Raw genomic sequence first — 17,948 nt, 5'->3', positions numbered from 1 at the left:
TGTGTTGGTTGATTATTTGTCATAATCATAATTCAAATGCGTTACTGTAGGAGGTATTGAGTGATGGAATACTCCTTTTTTAGTCTGCTCCTGCATGTGAGCTAGCTCCGCTTTCTTCTGTTCGGTTTCAATATTTCTGCGGTCTTCAAGATATTTCTCAGTAGCCGGTACAAATCCTACTTGTGCTTCCAGATGGTATGCTCCTGCATTTACCGATACGGTAGTTTCACTCTGAACTTCAGTTTCACTGAAATAAAATGGCATGGCTTTTAAGTCGCTTAGTGCAGCCTTTAATTTTTCAAGCATACTTTCTCTGGTTAGTTCTTTACCCAGTTCTTCGCTCGTATAGTTAAGTATCTCCAGACTGTTGCGGTTAGGGGTATAGTCATCCTTAAGCCTCACCGCTCCATTACCATTTGTGAGTCCTGGTAAAAAGTTTCCGTAATGCTTCATTACCTGCCTGGCAATAATGGAAGCCACTAGCACATCGTGATCTGTCTGGCTCGAGTTAGCAAAAATTTTCCCAAATTCTTCGAGTTCGTAAACACGTATGTCGTTTATTCCGGTTCCTTCAATAACCTCGCTACCGCTGTTTATGACTATTTTCACATCACTCAGTGAAATTGTGGTTCCGTAGAGGTTCTGTAATTGAAAAAAATTGTAGTTAACTGTGCGACCTATGTTTGGATTTTCAAGTTTTATAATTTCTTTGTTACTAAGTTCAGATTGAAATTCTTGTGAACTAGAAGCAGTAAATTCTACCTTATTATTCACTGATGTTTCATTAGCAACTTTTTTAATGCTGTTGCTTACATTTTTACGTAGTACGTCCTTGCTCTGATTGCTCGCTTTAAGCCCTTCGTTGTTTTGAGCCACTGAAAAAGCCTTTTTATTGTTAGTACTGCTGCTGCTTTTAGTATTCTGATTGCCCGATGCTCCGCCACTGACGCTACCCCATCCCCATCCGACTTTTGCTTCTATATTCCAGTTCAGGGTGGAACTGGATTCGGTATTTTGCGTGTAATCACTTGATGAAGTGTTGCTGTGATCGGTTTTTGTTTTCGCCTCGGTTTTATTGTCGCTTTTATTTTCTTCTGAAAAAGTATCGCTCAGGTTATCTTCAAATGAAGAAGAAAGATTTTGTTTTGTTTCTGTTCCTTGTTTCTTTGACTCCTCCTGTTTGGTTGTGAGTCTTGTCTTTTTCTCCACCACCAATTCTTTTGATTCGCCAGGAAAAAGATTGACGGAGTGGCTGAGTTCGCCCAGACCATAACCCTGCCAGCCAATGGTTATTTTATATGTTTCTATGAATTTGATAATGGGCAAACCTGCTTTTGCTTCCGATCTTTTGGGATTCTTCACTACTTTAATGAGTTCTTGTGAAAAATTTCCATCCGGTTCCATGATAGGAAATAGTGAAAGTGAATTTTCTAAACTAAGGTATTTACTCTTCACAAAATCGGGCAAACTTTGCCCATACTGGTTGGTATAACCATTCTCTGTAGGGTTAAAGTAATAGGTCTTGGGTGCTTTCTCTTTATCTGATTCTAATTTTACCAGTAAGTCTGCCAGCGGATCAACATCCGGCAAAATGGCCTCAAAGTGCAGGTTGCGCACCTTGTCATTATAAGGGTCGTTCCAGAACTGGAGAAACTTTTTACGTTCATGGGTCAACACATCGCGTTGCAACGTTGTTAATAAATTATTCTTTGCATCAATTTCTAGTTGTAGCTTCTGAATGTAAGTAGTAATGTTAGAAAGATGTAAATTTTGAGCCGCAAGGTATTCACCGCACATTTGACTTAACTTCCCAAGCATTTCCCGTGGGCTGCCAAGTTGATAGCTAGGAGCTCCTGTAATCTTTAGATTAAAAGATGGAGTATCATAATACAAAATGTTAAATGCGAATCTAGCACCAGAACCATTGCTAGCCCCTAAGGTTCTATCACCCGGATGAAAATAGTAATGTATTACCGAATTGTAATAGGAAGGTTGCGAAGGGGAGATTGGTGGTAGTTTAGTAAATGTCTTTCTAACCGTAATTATTTTTAATTCTCCAAGTAAATGTATCTGTGGTGGGTCTAATGGCAATCCACCAATAATATTGGTAGTTTCAATCTTAGCGGTATTATACCATCCTTCTATGTTGTTGAGCTTGTTCTCTGGTGTGTTATGAGGTTCAGTTGGAAATGAAGTAAGCCATTTGCCAAATTTTTCCCACTCATCCAGAGCATTTTTTGAGCTCGTTGTCGAAGTTATCGGATAATCATTTGGGTCGTACGGTTTATAGTAATTGACCTGTGCTTGAATCATTTTTAAAGTTTCAGTCCAACGTTTTACGCGATCTGAAGTTTGCTTACAAGCATCATTATGCGGTTTCAATTTGAGAGTTAATTCATCCAACTCCTTGTTGATAATTTCAATCTTTTCACTGATGACCCAGCAGTTCTTTGCTGAACTCATTTGAAAGCTTTCGCTCTCATAAAGCTTTTTAGCAGATTCCTTAATAACATTGTTTCCGTACAACTCCTGACGAAGGTTTTTTTCAAGTTCATTCCAGAAGGTGTCATTTGAATAGTCGAAATTCTCAGGAACCGAAATACTTTTAGAGGTGCTCAGATTTGGAAAAGATTTACTTATTTCAAAATCAAATCCAAGTTCTTTTAATTTCGGATTAGTTATATCTCCCACAGAAAAGCCATTGGTTCTTATCTCACGAAGCAAAAGAGCTTTAGTATCCTGTGCTCTTTCTATTTCTCCTAACAACGATTGTAATTCATCTGTAAGCTTTATTATCAGGTTTTCAGCAATTTTAATTCCATCTGGTGTACTGTTGTCTTTCGTCAGTTCTGCACCCAGCGACTGCAAAGCCTTATCCCGTTGTATGCGCTTCGAGTCTTTAAGGTTTTCCAATGTATTCAACAGGTTATTTACTGCCCGCAACTGCCTGTACCAACGCTTAGGTCTTAGATCGAGCGTTTCAAGTTTTCGGAATCCTGTTTGGACATCGTCATCTCCAGCACCGTTCACAAGGTCATTCAGCGATGTGTAAAAGGAATCGAGTGGTACTGTAAAAATTTCGTCAAACTGCACAATCGTTTTAGACGATGGTTTTTTAAGAGAGAGGAAGGAGTTAATTGTATTGTTTATTTGATGATCACTTTCTGTGTGTGTTGGGGCAGGTATAGGAACTGGACTTGGTGCTTGTACATTTTCAACCGGAAATATTGTTGTCGCACTGAGTACCGAAAGTTCTCTAAAAACAGCATCATCATTCTGTTGAGAATAGAGCCCAATACCAAGCGATGAAGAGAACTGCATTCCTTCCCACTCAAAGATTATGGCTTCATTGAATTCGAATCGCAATCTGCCTGTTTGGTTTTTAAGTACAAAGAGTACCTCTTCAGAAAATTGGTCAGGATGTTTCTCCTTACAAATACTTCTATAATCGCCATCAACTATTTGAGCAATTTCAACAGCATAGTTTCTGCTGGTTCCAGCGCCCCTGTTTACGAGAAAAATTGAGTAGTTATACTTATCTCGGTAATTGAAAATAAGACCTGTACAATATTTGCTTGCGAGGCTAGCTTTCATCCGCAGTTGCTCCATAGCATTCGGATTGCTTAACTGGTACAGCAGAATAGTGCCGGACGCTGCCTTTCTGTTTCCGGCTTTTAACTTCTGGTGAATACCATCCTCTTTTATGACCCATTCACCACCATTTATACTCAGGTTAACCTGAGTATTTTCTTTTATTGATAGGATATCAATTTGATTTCTTGAGTCACTCATAGTAAGAGTATTTTTGGGTATTAAACCTGAACCATATATAGATTTTGATCTACTTTAAATTTCCGATAAAATGCAACAACAGCTAATTTAATGAATAAAATGATAATTGTCACTTGAGTAATGTCCGAATAGAGGCCATTATAAGGAGAAGTGTGAAGGGACTGATATTAAGTGTACTAGTATATTGTCAGCTTATTAAATTAAGTATTAATTTCTGACAAAAGAAATGAACTAGCAGATTGAATTTTTCAGTAAAGAGATTGCTTTATGAGCAGGTAGTGTGAAGATTCTATTTACTGACTTTATCAAGAATATGATCAGCTATGACGAGTACATCGAAAACGATAAGATAACTGAGCAGAAGCAGGCGCTTTACGCCTAAGCTTTACGTTTCATGCAGTAGAAAAAAATTACTGACTGAATTGCCGGATAATACTTAACGCTTGCTTGCCGCCCATACTATTCAACCAACGTTGATAATCCTTATCAGTAATTAAAACATAGCGGTCAGCAGGGATGGCTTCAGTCCAACCTGCCTTAACCGCCTCCAAGGCTTCCTTATTCCTAAGATGCAGTGTTAGTAGTTCTTGCTTAATGCACTTCTGGGTTTTCTTGTTCAATGAATTTTTTATCATCACAGGTCCAAGGGGAATGTCCGAGGATAGCCACACGACATTTACTTTTTCTAGTATACTCGAATCTTTCGCTAAGGCCTTTGAATACTCTTCACTTCCAAACGCACCAATATCAAAATTGCCATCAATGATTTCCTGTAATGTTTTAGCGTGATTTTTGGAATAGCTTACCGATTTGAAAGTTTTCTCAACGGAGTCGATTCCGCCAGAAGCAAAGCCTAATCGGGGCACCAAATTGCCTGAAGTAGATCCGGGATTAACCAGCAATAGGTTTAAAGATGACGCATGTTGCTTTACCCCTTCGAGTGAAATAAGGTTGGAACTTTTGCGCACTACAATAATACTTTGATAGGTGCTTGTTTTGCCTGCAGCAATCTGAAGTGCCACTAGTGGTTTGTAATCTTTCTGTTTAAGATCAAGCAAAAGATAACCAAAGGTGTTCATGAGTACAACATCACTTTCATTCGCCTGCATGCCTGTGAGCATGGCATTTACCGACTCATAACTTTTTACGTTTGTAGTGCAGCTACAACGTGAAGCCAGATGATCGGCCAGGGGTTTGATGTTGGCAAGCCTGTTGTTGGTTGCATATTGATAAGTAGCCACCTGAAGCGAAAGCTGTGCAGCAGTGGGCTGACTGAACAATACTAAAAGGAGGAGAATAGCCAGTTGATTACGCATAGAGTAACCTATACGGATAAACATGAGAATCGTTTCGGCAAAGGATTTTCTGAATGAATAAACGGTGACAGTCCTATGAAGGTATGGTCTAAGAGTTTGTTATATCCTTTCTCTAGGAAGTCAACACCCCTGAAAAATGTATTTGTGCTTTTCAGGGGTGCTTCTAATCTATTTTGCTGCAAGCTTTTCTGCCACCCACTGTTTCGCATTAACAAAAGCTTCTATCCATGGCGATACTTCATGTTGTTGCTTTCCTGCCGGATAATAGGGCCAGTTCCAGGTAAAGAGTGAACGCTCGATGTGTGGCATAATGGCTAAATGGCGTCCATCTGCAGAGCATAATGCGGCCGTTGCAAAATCTGAATCGTTAGGATTGCCAGGGTATTGCTCGTAGCTGAAGCGAGCGGCTACTGTATAATTTTTCTGATCTTTTAATTGGAAGCGACCCTCACCATGAGCTAACCAGACCCCTAAGCGTGTGCCGGCATAGGTGGACAACATCACAGAGTTGTTTTCGGGAACACTCATGTTAACGAAAGCAGATTCATAGCGACCTGAACCATTGTGATGCATGCGTGGATGCTTGTTGCCTAATTCAGGATAGAGCAAACCTAACTCCATCATCAACTGACAACCATTACACACACCAAGACTTAAGGTATCCTTGCGCTTGTAGAAATTGTCAAGGGCAAGTTTGGCTTTTTCATTATACAAGAAAGCACCGGCCCAACCTTTAGCAGAACCCAGTACATCTGAATTAGAGAAGCCACCTACAAAGGCGATCATGTTCACATCACTTAAATCTTCCCTTCCGGTGATCAGGTCAGTCATGTGTACATCTTTCACATCAAAACCGGCCAGGTGTAAGGCATAGGCCATTTCACGCTCGCCATTCGATCCTTTTTCGCGAATGATAGCGGCTTTGATGTTCGACTTGCTTGTGCGTGTTGTACTTAAACCGTAATCCGCTAAACGGCCGGTAAAATTTTTGGGAAATGTATATTCCAGTTTTTGCTGCTTATAATTTTCAAAACGTTGTAAGGCATGTCCTTTCTTGCGCTGTTTCTGATCAAACAAGAAAGAAGTTTTGAACCAGACATCTCTGAGTGCATCAATTGACAATTGATGATTCGCAATGGACAATATTCTGGTGCTTGTTACTTCACCCAGCACAATAAAGTCAATCTTATTTGTCTGTAAGAATTTTTCGGCAGCATTGTCTTCTATTTGTAAAACAATACCAGGATTCTCACTGAATAATTCTTTCACCACATCTGCGTCAAAAGCATGGATGATATTAAGTCCTGCATTGGGTGTTGGAAAACACATTTCTAAAAGCGTGGTGATTAGTCCACCGGAAGAAATATCGTGGCCTGCTAATACAAGATCTTGTTGAATTAATTGTTGTACGGCAGTGAACGCTTGCGCAAAGTAAGCGGCATCGGTAATGGTTGGAGTTGCTTTGCCTAAAGCACTGAGTACCTGAGCAAGACTGCTACCACCAAGCTTCTTTTTGTCTTTAGAGAAGTCGATGTAAATTAATTTACTACCTGTTTTTGGTTGAAGTGCGGGAGAGATGGTTTTACGCACATCACTGACTTCAGCCACAGCTGAAATAATTACCGTGCCGGGCGACAACACTACTTCTCCATTCGGATACTTTTGTGTCATCGACAAAGAATCCTTACCTGTGGGAATGTTAATACCTAAGGCAAGTGCGAAATCACTTACCGCTTTCACCGCTTCATACAAGCGTGCATTCTCACCTTGCTGTTTAGCAGGCCACATCCAGTTGGCACTCAGCGAAACACCTTTCAATCCGTGCGTCAGTGGTGCAAAAACAATATTGGTTAATGCTTCTGCAATCGCAATCTGACTTCCAGCTTTCGCATCTACTAAAGCAATGCCTGGTGCATGACCATTAGCCGTTGCAATACCGGTATGGCTTACAAAATCAAGTGCCATTACACCAACATTGTTTAGAGGCAATTGTATGGCACCGCAGGTTTGTTGTGTTGCCACACGACCTGTAACAGACCTGTCAACTTTATTAGTTAACCAGTCTTTGCAAGCCACAGCTTCGAGTTGTAATACCTGATTAATGTATTGCTCAAGCTTTGTTACATCATAACTTACTTCTTTATAGTCGCTTGCTTTAGCAGCATCTGTTAAAATTGTTTTAGGTGACGAACCTAATAAATGATCTACTTTAAAGTTGATGGGCTTGTGGGTTTCTGTTGCTTTACCAAAAACCAATTGCTGGTCACCGGTTGCTTCACCAATTACATACATAGGCGAGCGTTCACGATCAGCCACACGTTTCAGAAAAGCGATGTCTTTATCTTTTATCGCAAGCCCCATTCTTTCTTGCGATTCATTACTTAAAATTTCTCTTTGAGAAAGTGTAGGATCACCTACCGGAATTTTTGATGTGTCAATATTGCCACCGGTTTCTTCTAATAATTCAGACAAACAGTTGAAGTGGCCACCAGCACCATGATCGTGTATAGAAATGATTGGGTTCTTTTCCATTTCTGCCATAGCACGTATGGCATTCATGGCGCGCTTTTGCATTTCAGGATTAGAGCGTTGAATGGCATTAAGTTCAATAGCATTACCATATTCGCCTGTGGCTACAGACGAGACTGCGCCACCACCCATACCTATGCGATAGTTATCGCCACCAAGTAATACAATCTTATCACCAGCCTGTAAATGTTCTTTCTGGGCGTCTTCTTCTTTACCGTAACCGATACCACCAGCCAGCATGATTACTTTATCAAAGCCTAGTTTTTTATCGCCTTCAACATGTTCGAAGGTTAATACGCTGCCATTTATGAGTGGCTGTCCAAACTTATTTCCGAAATCAGAAGCACCATCAGAAGCTTTAATTAAAATCTCTTCAGGTGTTTGGTACAACCATTTACGAGGATTAATATTTTCTTCCCAGGCACGACCTTCTTCCATACGTGGGTAAGAAGTAATGTACACAGCAGTACCTGCCAATGGTATTGAACCCTTACCGCCTGCTAAACGATCGCGGATCTCACCACCAGAGCCAGTAGCGGCACCGTTGAAAGGCTCTACTGTAGTTGGGAAGTTGTGCGTTTCTGCTTTTAAAGAAATAATGGATTTGATAGATGTTGTTTTATAGAAATCAGGTTGATCAGGTGTGGCTGGAGCAAACTGTTCTATCTGCGGACCATTAATGAAAGCAACGTTATCCTTATACGCTGATACTATGTAATTCGGATTTTCCTGTGAAGTCTTCTTGATGAGTTTGAAAAGCGTTGTGGGCATCTCCACACCATCAATTATAAAAGTACCGTTGAAAATTTTATGACGGCAATGCTCAGAGTTTACCTGAGAGAAACCGAATACTTCACTGTCGGTAAGTTTGCGGCCTAATTCCTTGCTTACATTTTCGAGGTAATCAACCTCCTCTTTACTTAAAGCCAGACCTTCTTTTGTGCTATAGGCAGCAATGTTATCAATGGGCTTTATTTCTTCTGGTGTGTGTTGTATTGTAAAAATGTCCTGACCCAGGCCATTGTATTTATGCTGTAACATCCTGTCGAAAGGCAATCTTGAATCTGAAATTTGAAATCCCTCTATTCGACTGATTCCTAAAATACCCATGGTTTGGGTTATTTCCACGGCATTAGTACTCCATGGCGTAATCATTTCTTTTCTGGGCCCAATAAATTCGCCTGAGAGACTTTTTTCAGTCAGCAGTTTAGCCCCACTGAAGAGCCATTCAAGCTTTTGAACGTCAGAATTTTGTAAAATAGCGGGCGTGCCAACAGCGTAGAGGTTGCCGTTGGTATTCCTGAAAAATGAAACCATGGTTTGGTGGATTTGAAAGAGGTGCAAAAATAAGGTTTATCGGGGAGAAAGGCTTTTACTTTTTCGAATTTATCACGATAAATACACAGCTTAACCAGCACTTGCTTTATGAGCTGTTTAGCTGCCAGCAGCCCCCTAACCATGGTCTGTGTCTCACAGACCATTAATACAAAACTGCATATCGAGTCAGGGGGATGTTATACTATGGCTTCCATTGGCTAATTATACCGTTGTGTCCAGTATCTAGCAACTCGACTTTACACTCCGGTAAATGTTTGAGGAGGTGTTGCATGTTTTTTATGGTGATCACCTTATCAAACTTACCAAGCACCATATTGGTGGGTATTCCATGTTTTCTAATAAGGGAGGCTATTTTTCTCATATCGAAAAGTAGTTCTCTGAGCACTACCCACGAATGATAAACGCGACTGCGCATTTCTTCTGTTTTCATCTGACTTTCCGCAAAACGAATCAGGCCTTTATCCACCAAACCGAGTTTGTGAATGACATTGGCAACACTATAAAAATAGGAGGGATGTAAAATCATACTCCTGAACAGCTTTCTGAAAATGGTAGGGTAGGTAGCCAGGTTATACCAGAAATTAGTTTTTACGCCATCCGGAGCCATCAGATAAATAGCTTCTACCCGTTGCGGAATTGCCTCTAATGTGGCAAAAACAAAGCGCCCCCCCATACTGAATCCTGCCAATGAAAAGCGTTCAATGTGTTGTGTATTTAAAAAGGCTTTCAATATATCGTTCCAAAAATCCTTGGTAAGCACTTCTTCACCATAACCCCAAGTGCTCTCTCCATGAAAAAACAGATCAAATAAGTAACACGTATATTCTTCTTGCAAAAAGCGAGAGTTCTCTTCAAACACTTTACCATGCTGACCGTATCCATGGAAAAAAAGCAGGATTTTAGAACCCCTGCCGATTTTATGGTAGCACAATGTGGCTTGTTTATATGTAAAAAAAGCTGTTTGCATCCGTTTGTTCTGCGTGCAAGATAAGCTTTGTGCCGAACAGGTAGTGAAGCCGGGAACTTTCTACTGAAATAATCCCTAATCTTGTTAGACTATTTTTCCTTCTGTTGCGACTTCATTAAAAAGCATATGATGTTGGCGATGGACTTAACCATGCAGACACAACAAGAAACTTTTCTGAAAGAGCGAGGCAAGCTGCTGAATTTTATTCGCAGCAAGGTATCGTCTACGGAGGAGGCTGAGGATATTCTGCAGGATGTTTTCTTTCAATTTGTATCAGGGTATCAAACCATTGAGTCACTCGACAGAGTAACGTCATGGCTATACGCTGTAGCGCGCAATAAAATTATTGACCGCTACAGAAAAGACAGCAGTAGACCGCAGCGCGCAGACTTTGAAGGTCTTTCTGTATTGGAGGATGACGCCCCCATTACCCTTCAAGAAATTTTACCCGACTTAGGCAACACACCAGAAGATGCCTATTTCAGAGATTTGATCTGGGATACCATCATGGATGCTTTGGATGAACTACCTGCTGATCAGAGGGAAATCTTCATCAAAAATGAGATGGAGGAGAAGGGCTTTAGGGAGATAGCAGAAGAAACAGGTGTTTCTATCAATACACTACTATCAAGAAAGCGCTATGCTATAATTGCCTTGAGAAAGAGGTTGCAAAGATTATATGATGAATTATAACATCCGATAAACCGGAAAATAGATTTTATGAACAAAGTATTGAAAATAGTAATGTGGGTTTGTCTCGGCATATTGTTTGTCGTGCTGATTGGCTTGCTTACCATGAACTTATGGAACTGGTTAATGCCTACAATATTTGGCCTACCAGCTATTAATCTGCTGCAAACTTTTGGATTGTTACTCTTATCCAAAATACTTTTTGGTTTTGGGGGTAAAAGTTATGGTAGTGGTGCGCGTCATTGGAAGATGAAGAAGCAGATGTACGATAAATTTCAAAGCATGAGCCCAGAAGACCGCGAGCGTTTTAAAACCAGAATGAAGGAGAAATGGTGTCGTTGGGACGAAAAAGTTTCAACTGAGAATTCTGACACTTCAAACGGTTGAAAGTCTGGTTCAGGGACTTCTCCAAAAAAATATTCAAAAAAAACTCAACTATTGTGCCCGTATGGCGTTAAAGGAAACGTTGGAAACTTTTAAAATATCAAAAGTTTCCTCAGTTTTGTGTTATGGAAGAAGTTGAGACTAAAGGTAAAATTTTAAAAGGTTCGGAGGAGCTGTTCATGCGCTATGGCGTGCGCAGTATATCGATGGACGATATTGCGCGACATCTTTCTGTTTCAAAGAAAACACTTTACCAGCATTTTGCAGATAAAGAAGACCTAGTTGTGGCTGTCTCTACAGCTCATCTGGAGCAAGAACAAAAACTGTATGCAGCCCTTCGCGATAGCTCTTCCAACGCTATTGAACATCTGGCGAAAATAGCAGTATGCATGAAGCGAGAAATGGAGGAGCTAAATCCAGCCTTACTTTTCGATATACAAAAATTTCATCCAAAAGCTTGGTCAATTTGGATCAACTTTAAGAAAACAGTTATTAAAGAGATTATTGATAACCTCACTTCGGGTATACGAGAAGGATTTGTGCGTGAAGATGTGAATCCTGAGATTTTATCAATCATGCGTATTGAGTTGGTACAGTTAGCTTTTAACGAGGAAATCTTTTCTCGTACTAAGTTTAAGATAGCCGAAGTACAAACACAGATTTTTGATCATTTTGTCTATGGTCTTGTTACCGACAAAGGGAGAAAGCTTTACCAGAAATATAAAAATAAATCCACCGAACAATTCACTCCTTAATCCCCTCATACTATGAGATATATATACCTATTTGTACTAACCATGTTTGTGTTTGCGAATAGTTCGCAGGCGCAACAAGCTTCATCCAGTTTTACACTCGAGCAGGCATTAGCTTACGCATTAGAGAATGCAATCGATAAACAAAATGCAACGCTGGATGAGCGTATTGCCGAAGCAAAAGTAAAAGAAACTATTGGCTTAGGATTACCTCAGATAAACGGCAATGCTTCCATTGTTCACAACCAAAAACTACCCCGATTTTTTACAACTTATGATCCTTCTGGAGGCTTTATCGATTTATCTGGTGTTCCAGGTATTCAGCCGGGTGATGTTGTAGGTGCACAAAATTTCTTTCAACTTAAAAGTGGAGGAGATGTGGGTGTTAATATTAATCAATTGATCTTTAATGGTTCTTATTTAGTGGGTCTGCAGGCATCTAATGCCTACAAGGAATTAGCATACAAAACCACAGCTCAAACAGAAGAGAAGATCATTCAGCAAGTGAGTAAGGCTTTCTATACGGTACTCATCAACAGAGAGCGTTTAGATTTATTTGACAATAACATCGCTCGCCTTGACACACTTTTGAGTAACACCAAAGCGCAATATGAAAGTGGTTTTGCGGAAAGCATTGATGTAGACAGAATACGCGTTACTTACAACAACTTGATTGCCGAACGAAGTAAATTCGCCAATCTTAATAATCTTGGTCTTATCCTTTTGAAATTCCAAATGAATTTTCCGTTGGAGCAAGAGCTAACTGTGGCTGGAACAATTCAGGACATTAAAATAGATGTAGATATTAATAGCTATAAAGAGGGGTGGGACTACAGAGAACGGGCCGATTATCAGGTGTTGGAAGCAAATAGAAGATTACAACAATTAAATGTTAAAAATCAATATGCAGCCGGCATGCCTGTACTATCTGCAAACGCTAACCTGGGTTACGCAACTCAATCACCAAATGTTGGCGGTTTATTTAGGACTAACACCAATATTGAAGATCAATTTGGAGTGGGACCTGATAAATGGTATAACTACTCATCATTTGGCCTTACTTTAAATGTGCCGATTTTCTCTGGTTTGCAAAGAACCTATAAAATAAAGCAGGAGAAACTAACACTGCAAAAAATTGAAAACGGTTTTTCTTCTTTAAAACGCGCAGCCGATCTTGAGATTGAGCAAGCGTTTACAAACTTTGACAATGCACAAAAAAGTGCGAACTGGCAGAAGGAGAATGCAGAACTGGCAGAAAAAATTGCTCGCGTAACCAAGATCAAATATGAGCAAGGTGTTGGATCAAACCTTGAAGTAGTAGATGCAGAAAATAGCTTACGTCAGGCTCAAACCAATTACTACAGTGCTTTATTCGATCTGATGATTGCAAAAGTTGATTTAGACAAAGCCTTCGGTAAATTAAAGAAATCCTCAAACTAAAAATCTACACTCATGAAAAACACATACATATCCTCAGTAATACTCTTAGCTTTATCAGCGGCATGTAGTGCACCGCCAGTTGATGACCTGACCATGAAAAAGCAAAAGCTTGATAGTGTAAGAACTGTTATGGCAGATTTAAAGGAAACAATCTCGCAACTTGAGAGGGAAATTCGTGACTCAGATCCTGCTGCAAGTCTCGCTTCTTCTGTTTTAGTTAAGCCAGTTGCCATTGAAAACAAACCTTTTGAACATTTTATTGATGTGAGAGGCACTGTTGAATCACGCAAAAACATATTGTTAAGTGCTGTTACTGGTGGCGAAATTGAACGCGTACATGTAACAGAAGGTCAACGTGTAACAAAAGATCAATTATTAGTAAGCCTTGATGCTGCTATTTTACGCAGCTCAATTGCAGAACTGAAAAGCTCTTTGGATTTAGCTAAAACAATTTTTGAGAAACAGGAGAAATTGTGGAAGCAAAATATTGGAACTGAAGTGCAATATCTGCAGGCTAAGAATACCAAAGAAGGTCTTGAGAAAAAACTCAATGGTGCCTATGCGCAATTAGATCAAATGTTGATCAAGGCTCCTTTTAGCGGTACTATTGATCGCGTTGATGCACTTGAAGGTCAAATGGCATCACCCGGTTTACCTTTGGTAAGAATGGTTAGTCAAGACGATATGTATATCAAAGCCGATGTTTCAGAAGAGTTTATTGGCAAACTTAAAACAGGTGATAAGGCGGAAGTTTACTTCCCTGTTCAGGATAAAAAGGTTAGCAGTATAATTGCGTCAGTAGGTCAAGTGATCAATCCTGAAAATCGTACATTTTCTGTTGAGGTTAAGTTGTCTGGTGGTGTTGGTGTTAATCCAAATCAGGTTACACTTGTTACACTTCGTGATTATGTTAATAATAACACCTTCTCCTTGCCAACAAAATACATTCAACGTGACAACAACGGACAATTTGTTTACATAGTTGAAATGATCCATAACCAGGCACATGCCAAAAAAGCTTACATAAAAATAGGTCAATCCTTTAATGGGAACACCGAAATTTTGGAAGGGCTTGTTGGTTCAGAAACAGTAATCGGTGAAGGTTTCAGAGACTTAACTGATGGTGCTGAAATAACCTTGGCAACAGGTGCCGAATCAAAAGTAGCTGTTAATTAATCGTTAATCATTTATATATGAGCGATAGCAACAATATTGATAAAGAAAATAAGAAAGTAGATAAGGAATTTGGTCTCACAACCTTCTCTCTTAAGAACAATACCATGGTAATGTTCTTAACAGCCCTTATTACAATTGTAGGTATATCAACTTATGTTAGTATGCCTAAAGACAGTTACCCTGAGATAAAACAACCAATAGTATATATTGGCACACCTTATCCTGGTAACTCTCCAATAGATATGGAGAACCTGGTGACACGCCAGATTGAAAAGGAATTAAATACTATTTCCGAAATTGACAATATCAAGTCTACTTCGGTACAAGATTACTCAACAATTATTGTTGAGTTCGATCCGAAAATTTCTACTGAACAGGCCTTATCAAAGGTTAAAGATGCAGTGGATCGTGCTAAGCCGGAACTTCCTCAGGACTTACCTGCTGATCCGAATGTTTTCGAATTGAATTTCTCTGAATTCCCAATCATGAACATCAACCTGGCAGGTAATTATACTCTTGAAGAGTTGAAGCGGTATGGTGAATATCTGGAGGATGAAATTGAAAAAGTTTCTGAAGTATCAAAAGTTGAAATCAGGGGTATTGATGATAAGGAAGTAAAAATCAAAGTCAATCCTTATGAATTAGAAGCGCGTAAATTAAATTTTGGTGACATTGAACAAGCGGTTACTGCAGAAAACGTTACTCTTTCGGGTGGAAATGTTTTAGATGGCGGAGTGCGCAGAACAATTCGTGTGGTAGGTGAATTTACCAATCCAAAGCAATTAGAGAATATAGTTATCAAAAACGAAGATGGAAACATTGTATATCTGAAGGATGTTGCCACAGTTGAGTTTGATTATGTAGAAGCAGTGAGTTACGCTCGTCTTAGAAAGGAACCTGTTGTGATGTTGGATGTTGTAAAGCGCAGTGGAGAAAATTTACTAATTGCCACAGAAAAGATTAATGCCATTTTAGAAAAAACAAAAACTGAGGTTTTTCCTAAGGATTTGAAGGTAAGTATCACAAACGATCAGTCTTCATTTACCAAAGAGATGGTAAGCAGTCTTGAAAACAACATTATCTCTGGTGTGATTGTGGTGGTTATTGTACTACTACTCTTTATCGGAACACGTAATGCAATGTTTGTGGGTATGGCAATTCCTATTTCCATGTTCTTGACCTTTATTATTCTTAATGCAATGGGAATCACTATCAACATGATGGTGTTGTTTGGATTGATCATGGCGTTGGGTATGTTGGTGGATAACGGTATTGTGGTGGTAGAAAACGTTTACCGTTTACGATCTGAAGGTTATACAATGTGGGATGCAACACGACTTGGTGTTGGCGAAGTAGCCTTGCCAATTATTTCATCAACCGCAACAACAGTAGCTGCATTTATTCCACTTATGCTGTGGCCTGGTATCATGGGTCAATTCATGAGCTACCTGCCTATTACGCTTGCTGTTTCGTTAGCTGCCTCACTTTTTGTAGCGCTGGTAATTAACCCGGTGTTCATTCTTAATTACATGAAGCTTGATGAAGAAATTGTAGTAAATCATAAAGCTATCTGGAGAAATTCGATTATTGCAGCTGCCTTGGGTATTGTCTTTTTACTTCTGAGTGTTACCTGGTTAGGTAATCTTCTTATTCTTTTTGCATTATTAACAATACTTAATGTTTATGTATTGGTTCCACTTTCAAATCGCTTTCAGCAAAACTTATTGCCACGACTTGAAAAGCGTTATGAAATACTCATTGAGTATGCACTTCATGGTCGTAAGCCATACTTCATATTCTTCGGTACCGTTGGCTTATTGTTTCTCTCAATAATCCTTTTGGGTATACGTGCTCCAAAAGTTTTATTCTTCCCTGAAAACGAACCAAAGTACGTTAACGTGTTTATTGAGTTCCCATTAGGAGCTGATATTCAGGAAACAGACGCATTCACCAAAGTAATAGAAGATAAGGTGATTACATCGATGGAGGTATTTGGTACTGCAGTTGAATCAATTATTGCCAATGTAGGTGCTGGTACTGGTGATCCAAACGATATGTCAAGTATTGGTCAGGCCGAATCACCAAACAAAGCGAGAATAACAGTAAACTTCGTTGACTTCAAATACCGTCAAGGTGTAAATACGAATGATGCACTTGACAAACTACGAAAGGATTTGGGTACTTATCCGGGTGTATCAGTAACTGCTGAGAAGAATGCTGACGGTCCACCTACTGGTAAGCCTGTTATGATTGAATTGACCGGTGATAACCTGGAGGTATTGATAGTACAAGCTGAAAAAATGAAAGCTTATATCAATGAAGCAGGTATACCTGGTGTTGAGAAACTCAAAATTGATTTGGAAACAGGTAAGCCCGAAATGCTAGTCAATATTGATCGTGAAAAAGCAAGACGTTTTGGCCTTTCAACTTTTAGTGTTGCCAGCGAAGTGAGGACATCACTATTCGGAAAGGAAATTTCTAAATTTAAACAAGGAGAAGATGATTATAAAATCCAATTAAGATTGGACGATAAGTATCGCTACGATGTAGATGCATTAATGAATAAGAACATTACTTATCGTAACCAAACCAATGGACGTATTGTGCAGGTGCCGATTTCTGCAGTAGCTAAAGCAGAGTTAAGCTCTACCTACGGTTCAGTCAAGCGTAAGGATTTAAAACGTCAGATATCAATCAGCTCAAATGTATTGGGTGGTTTTAACCCAACAGAGGTAAATCAAAAGATTAAAGATCATTTGGAGGATTTTCAGTTGCCAGCAGGGTACAGCTACAAGTTTGGCGGTGAACAAGAAAAGCAGGCAGAAGAAATGTCTTTCTTGTCAGGTGCTCTAATGATCGCTGTGTTCCTGATCTTCCTTATTATCGTAGCCCAGTTCAATAAGCTAACAGCTCCGTTAATCATCATGACTTCTGTATTGTTCAGTACCATTGGTGTATTTCTGGGATTAGTTATATTCAATATGGAGTTTGTCATCATCATGACTATGGTGGGTATCATCTCACTGGCAGGTATTGTGGTAAATAATGCCATTGTATTACTCGACTTTGTTGAATTAAAGAAGAAACGTAAACGGGAAGAAACAGGCAAGGACCTGACAATTGAAGAAGTTATGCATGCCATTGCTGAAGCAGGTAAAACCCGCTTGCGTCCTGTATTGCTAACCGCTATTACAACTGTACTTGGATTAATACCACTAGCAGTGGGTATCAACATCGATTTCATTAAGTTCTTCAATGTTTACGATGCCGACTTCTATATTGGTGGTGATAGTGTTGCCTTTTGGGCACCGCTTTCCTGGACCATTATATTCGGTTTGATCTTTGCAACATTCTTAACCCTGGTAGTAGTACCAGTTATGTATTTGCTTGTTGAGAAATTTATGTTCTGGTTAAATCGTAAAACAGGGATTAAACTTCAAATGAGTAATAAGTAAAGTATAGGTTAGACTATTTTGCTATAAAGGTCGTCCATAACATGGGCGACCTTTTTCTTTAGGGAAGTATTAGCCTGAACATTAGTTGATTCACTGCGTTTTAATACAA

At 39.5% G+C, this 17,948-nt stretch carries 10 protein-coding genes; 6 read left to right on the top strand and 4 right to left on the bottom strand.

Going from position 1 to position 17,948, the window contains the following annotated elements:
• Positions 1–12 precede the first annotated feature (12 nt).
• From SanaruYs_RS18215 to SanaruYs_RS18200, 4 genes are all read right to left on the bottom strand, one after another.
• On the bottom strand, positions 13–3,792 hold the full coding sequence (locus tag SanaruYs_RS18215; protein WP_127124040.1) for a hypothetical protein: 3,780 nt from the start codon (positions 3,790–3,792) through the stop codon (positions 13–15).
• 410 nt (positions 3,793–4,202) lie between these two features.
• Positions 4,203–5,132 (bottom strand): phosphate/phosphite/phosphonate ABC transporter substrate-binding protein, encoded by a 930-nt coding sequence (locus tag SanaruYs_RS18210; RefSeq protein WP_127124039.1) that lies wholly within the window; start codon positions 5,130–5,132, stop codon positions 4,203–4,205.
• A gap of 144 nt (positions 5,133–5,276) precedes the next feature.
• Entirely contained in the window at positions 5,277–8,954 is a 3,678-nt protein-coding gene (gene purL / locus SanaruYs_RS18205; protein ID WP_127124038.1) for a phosphoribosylformylglycinamidine synthase, read from the bottom strand.
• 202 nt (positions 8,955–9,156) lie between these two features.
• On the bottom strand, positions 9,157–9,942 hold the full coding sequence (locus SanaruYs_RS18200) for an alpha/beta fold hydrolase (protein ID WP_127124037.1): 786 nt from the start codon (positions 9,940–9,942) through the stop codon (positions 9,157–9,159).
• A 150-nt stretch (positions 9,943–10,092) separates the two neighbouring features.
• Between SanaruYs_RS18200 and SanaruYs_RS18195 the strand changes: the two genes are divergently transcribed.
• From SanaruYs_RS18195 to SanaruYs_RS18170, 6 genes are all read left to right on the top strand, one after another.
• On the top strand, positions 10,093–10,635 hold the full coding sequence (locus SanaruYs_RS18195) for an RNA polymerase sigma factor (protein WP_246011943.1): 543 nt from the start codon (positions 10,093–10,095) through the stop codon (positions 10,633–10,635).
• 27 nt (positions 10,636–10,662) lie between these two features.
• Positions 10,663–11,019 carry a hypothetical protein gene (locus SanaruYs_RS18190; RefSeq protein ID WP_127124036.1) on the top strand — a complete coding sequence of 119 codons (357 nt, stop codon included), beginning with the start codon at positions 10,663–10,665 and terminating at the stop codon, positions 11,017–11,019.
• Between the two features lie 122 nt (positions 11,020–11,141).
• A complete protein-coding gene (locus tag SanaruYs_RS18185; protein WP_127124035.1) occupies positions 11,142–11,771 on the top strand; it encodes a TetR/AcrR family transcriptional regulator in 630 nt (209 codons plus the stop codon).
• Positions 11,772–11,783: 12 nt separating this feature from the next.
• Positions 11,784–13,208, top strand: coding sequence for a TolC family protein (locus SanaruYs_RS18180; protein ID WP_127124034.1), 1,425 nt, complete (start codon positions 11,784–11,786; stop codon positions 13,206–13,208).
• 12 nt (positions 13,209–13,220) lie between these two features.
• Positions 13,221–14,384, top strand: a complete 1,164-nt coding sequence (locus SanaruYs_RS18175; RefSeq protein ID WP_127124033.1) for an efflux RND transporter periplasmic adaptor subunit — start codon at positions 13,221–13,223, stop codon at positions 14,382–14,384.
• 17 nt (positions 14,385–14,401) lie between these two features.
• Entirely contained in the window at positions 14,402–17,839 is a 3,438-nt protein-coding gene (locus tag SanaruYs_RS18170) for an efflux RND transporter permease subunit (protein WP_127124032.1), read from the top strand.
• The last annotated feature ends 109 nt before the right edge of the window (positions 17,840–17,948 follow it).

Origin of the sequence: Chryseotalea sanaruensis (assembly GCF_003990915.1) — a bacterium.
Lineage (GTDB): Bacteria > Bacteroidota > Bacteroidia > Cytophagales > Cyclobacteriaceae > Chryseotalea > Chryseotalea sanaruensis.
Note: the sequence above shows the minus strand (reverse complement) of the source record. Positions and strands in the feature narration are given on the sequence as shown.

Excerpts from the sequence above, each read along its gene's own strand:
- SanaruYs_RS18215 (WP_127124040.1), bottom strand. The coding sequence starts at position 3,792 with ATGAGTGACTCAAGAAATCAAATTGATATCCTATCAATAAAAGAAAAT.
- SanaruYs_RS18210 (WP_127124039.1), bottom strand. The coding sequence starts at position 5,132 with ATGTTTATCCGTATAGGTTACTCTATGCGTAATCAACTGGCTATTCTC.
- purL (WP_127124038.1), bottom strand. The coding sequence starts at position 8,954 with ATGGTTTCATTTTTCAGGAATACCAACGGCAACCTCTACGCTGTTGGC.
- SanaruYs_RS18200 (WP_127124037.1), bottom strand. The coding sequence starts at position 9,942 with ATGCAAACAGCTTTTTTTACATATAAACAAGCCACATTGTGCTACCAT.
- SanaruYs_RS18195 (WP_246011943.1), top strand. The coding sequence starts at position 10,093 with ATGCAGACACAACAAGAAACTTTTCTGAAAGAGCGAGGCAAGCTGCTG.
- SanaruYs_RS18190 (WP_127124036.1), top strand. The coding sequence starts at position 10,663 with ATGAACAAAGTATTGAAAATAGTAATGTGGGTTTGTCTCGGCATATTG.
- SanaruYs_RS18185 (WP_127124035.1), top strand. The coding sequence starts at position 11,142 with ATGGAAGAAGTTGAGACTAAAGGTAAAATTTTAAAAGGTTCGGAGGAG.
- SanaruYs_RS18180 (WP_127124034.1), top strand. The coding sequence starts at position 11,784 with ATGAGATATATATACCTATTTGTACTAACCATGTTTGTGTTTGCGAAT.
- SanaruYs_RS18175 (WP_127124033.1), top strand. The coding sequence starts at position 13,221 with ATGAAAAACACATACATATCCTCAGTAATACTCTTAGCTTTATCAGCG.
- SanaruYs_RS18170 (WP_127124032.1), top strand. The coding sequence starts at position 14,402 with ATGAGCGATAGCAACAATATTGATAAAGAAAATAAGAAAGTAGATAAG.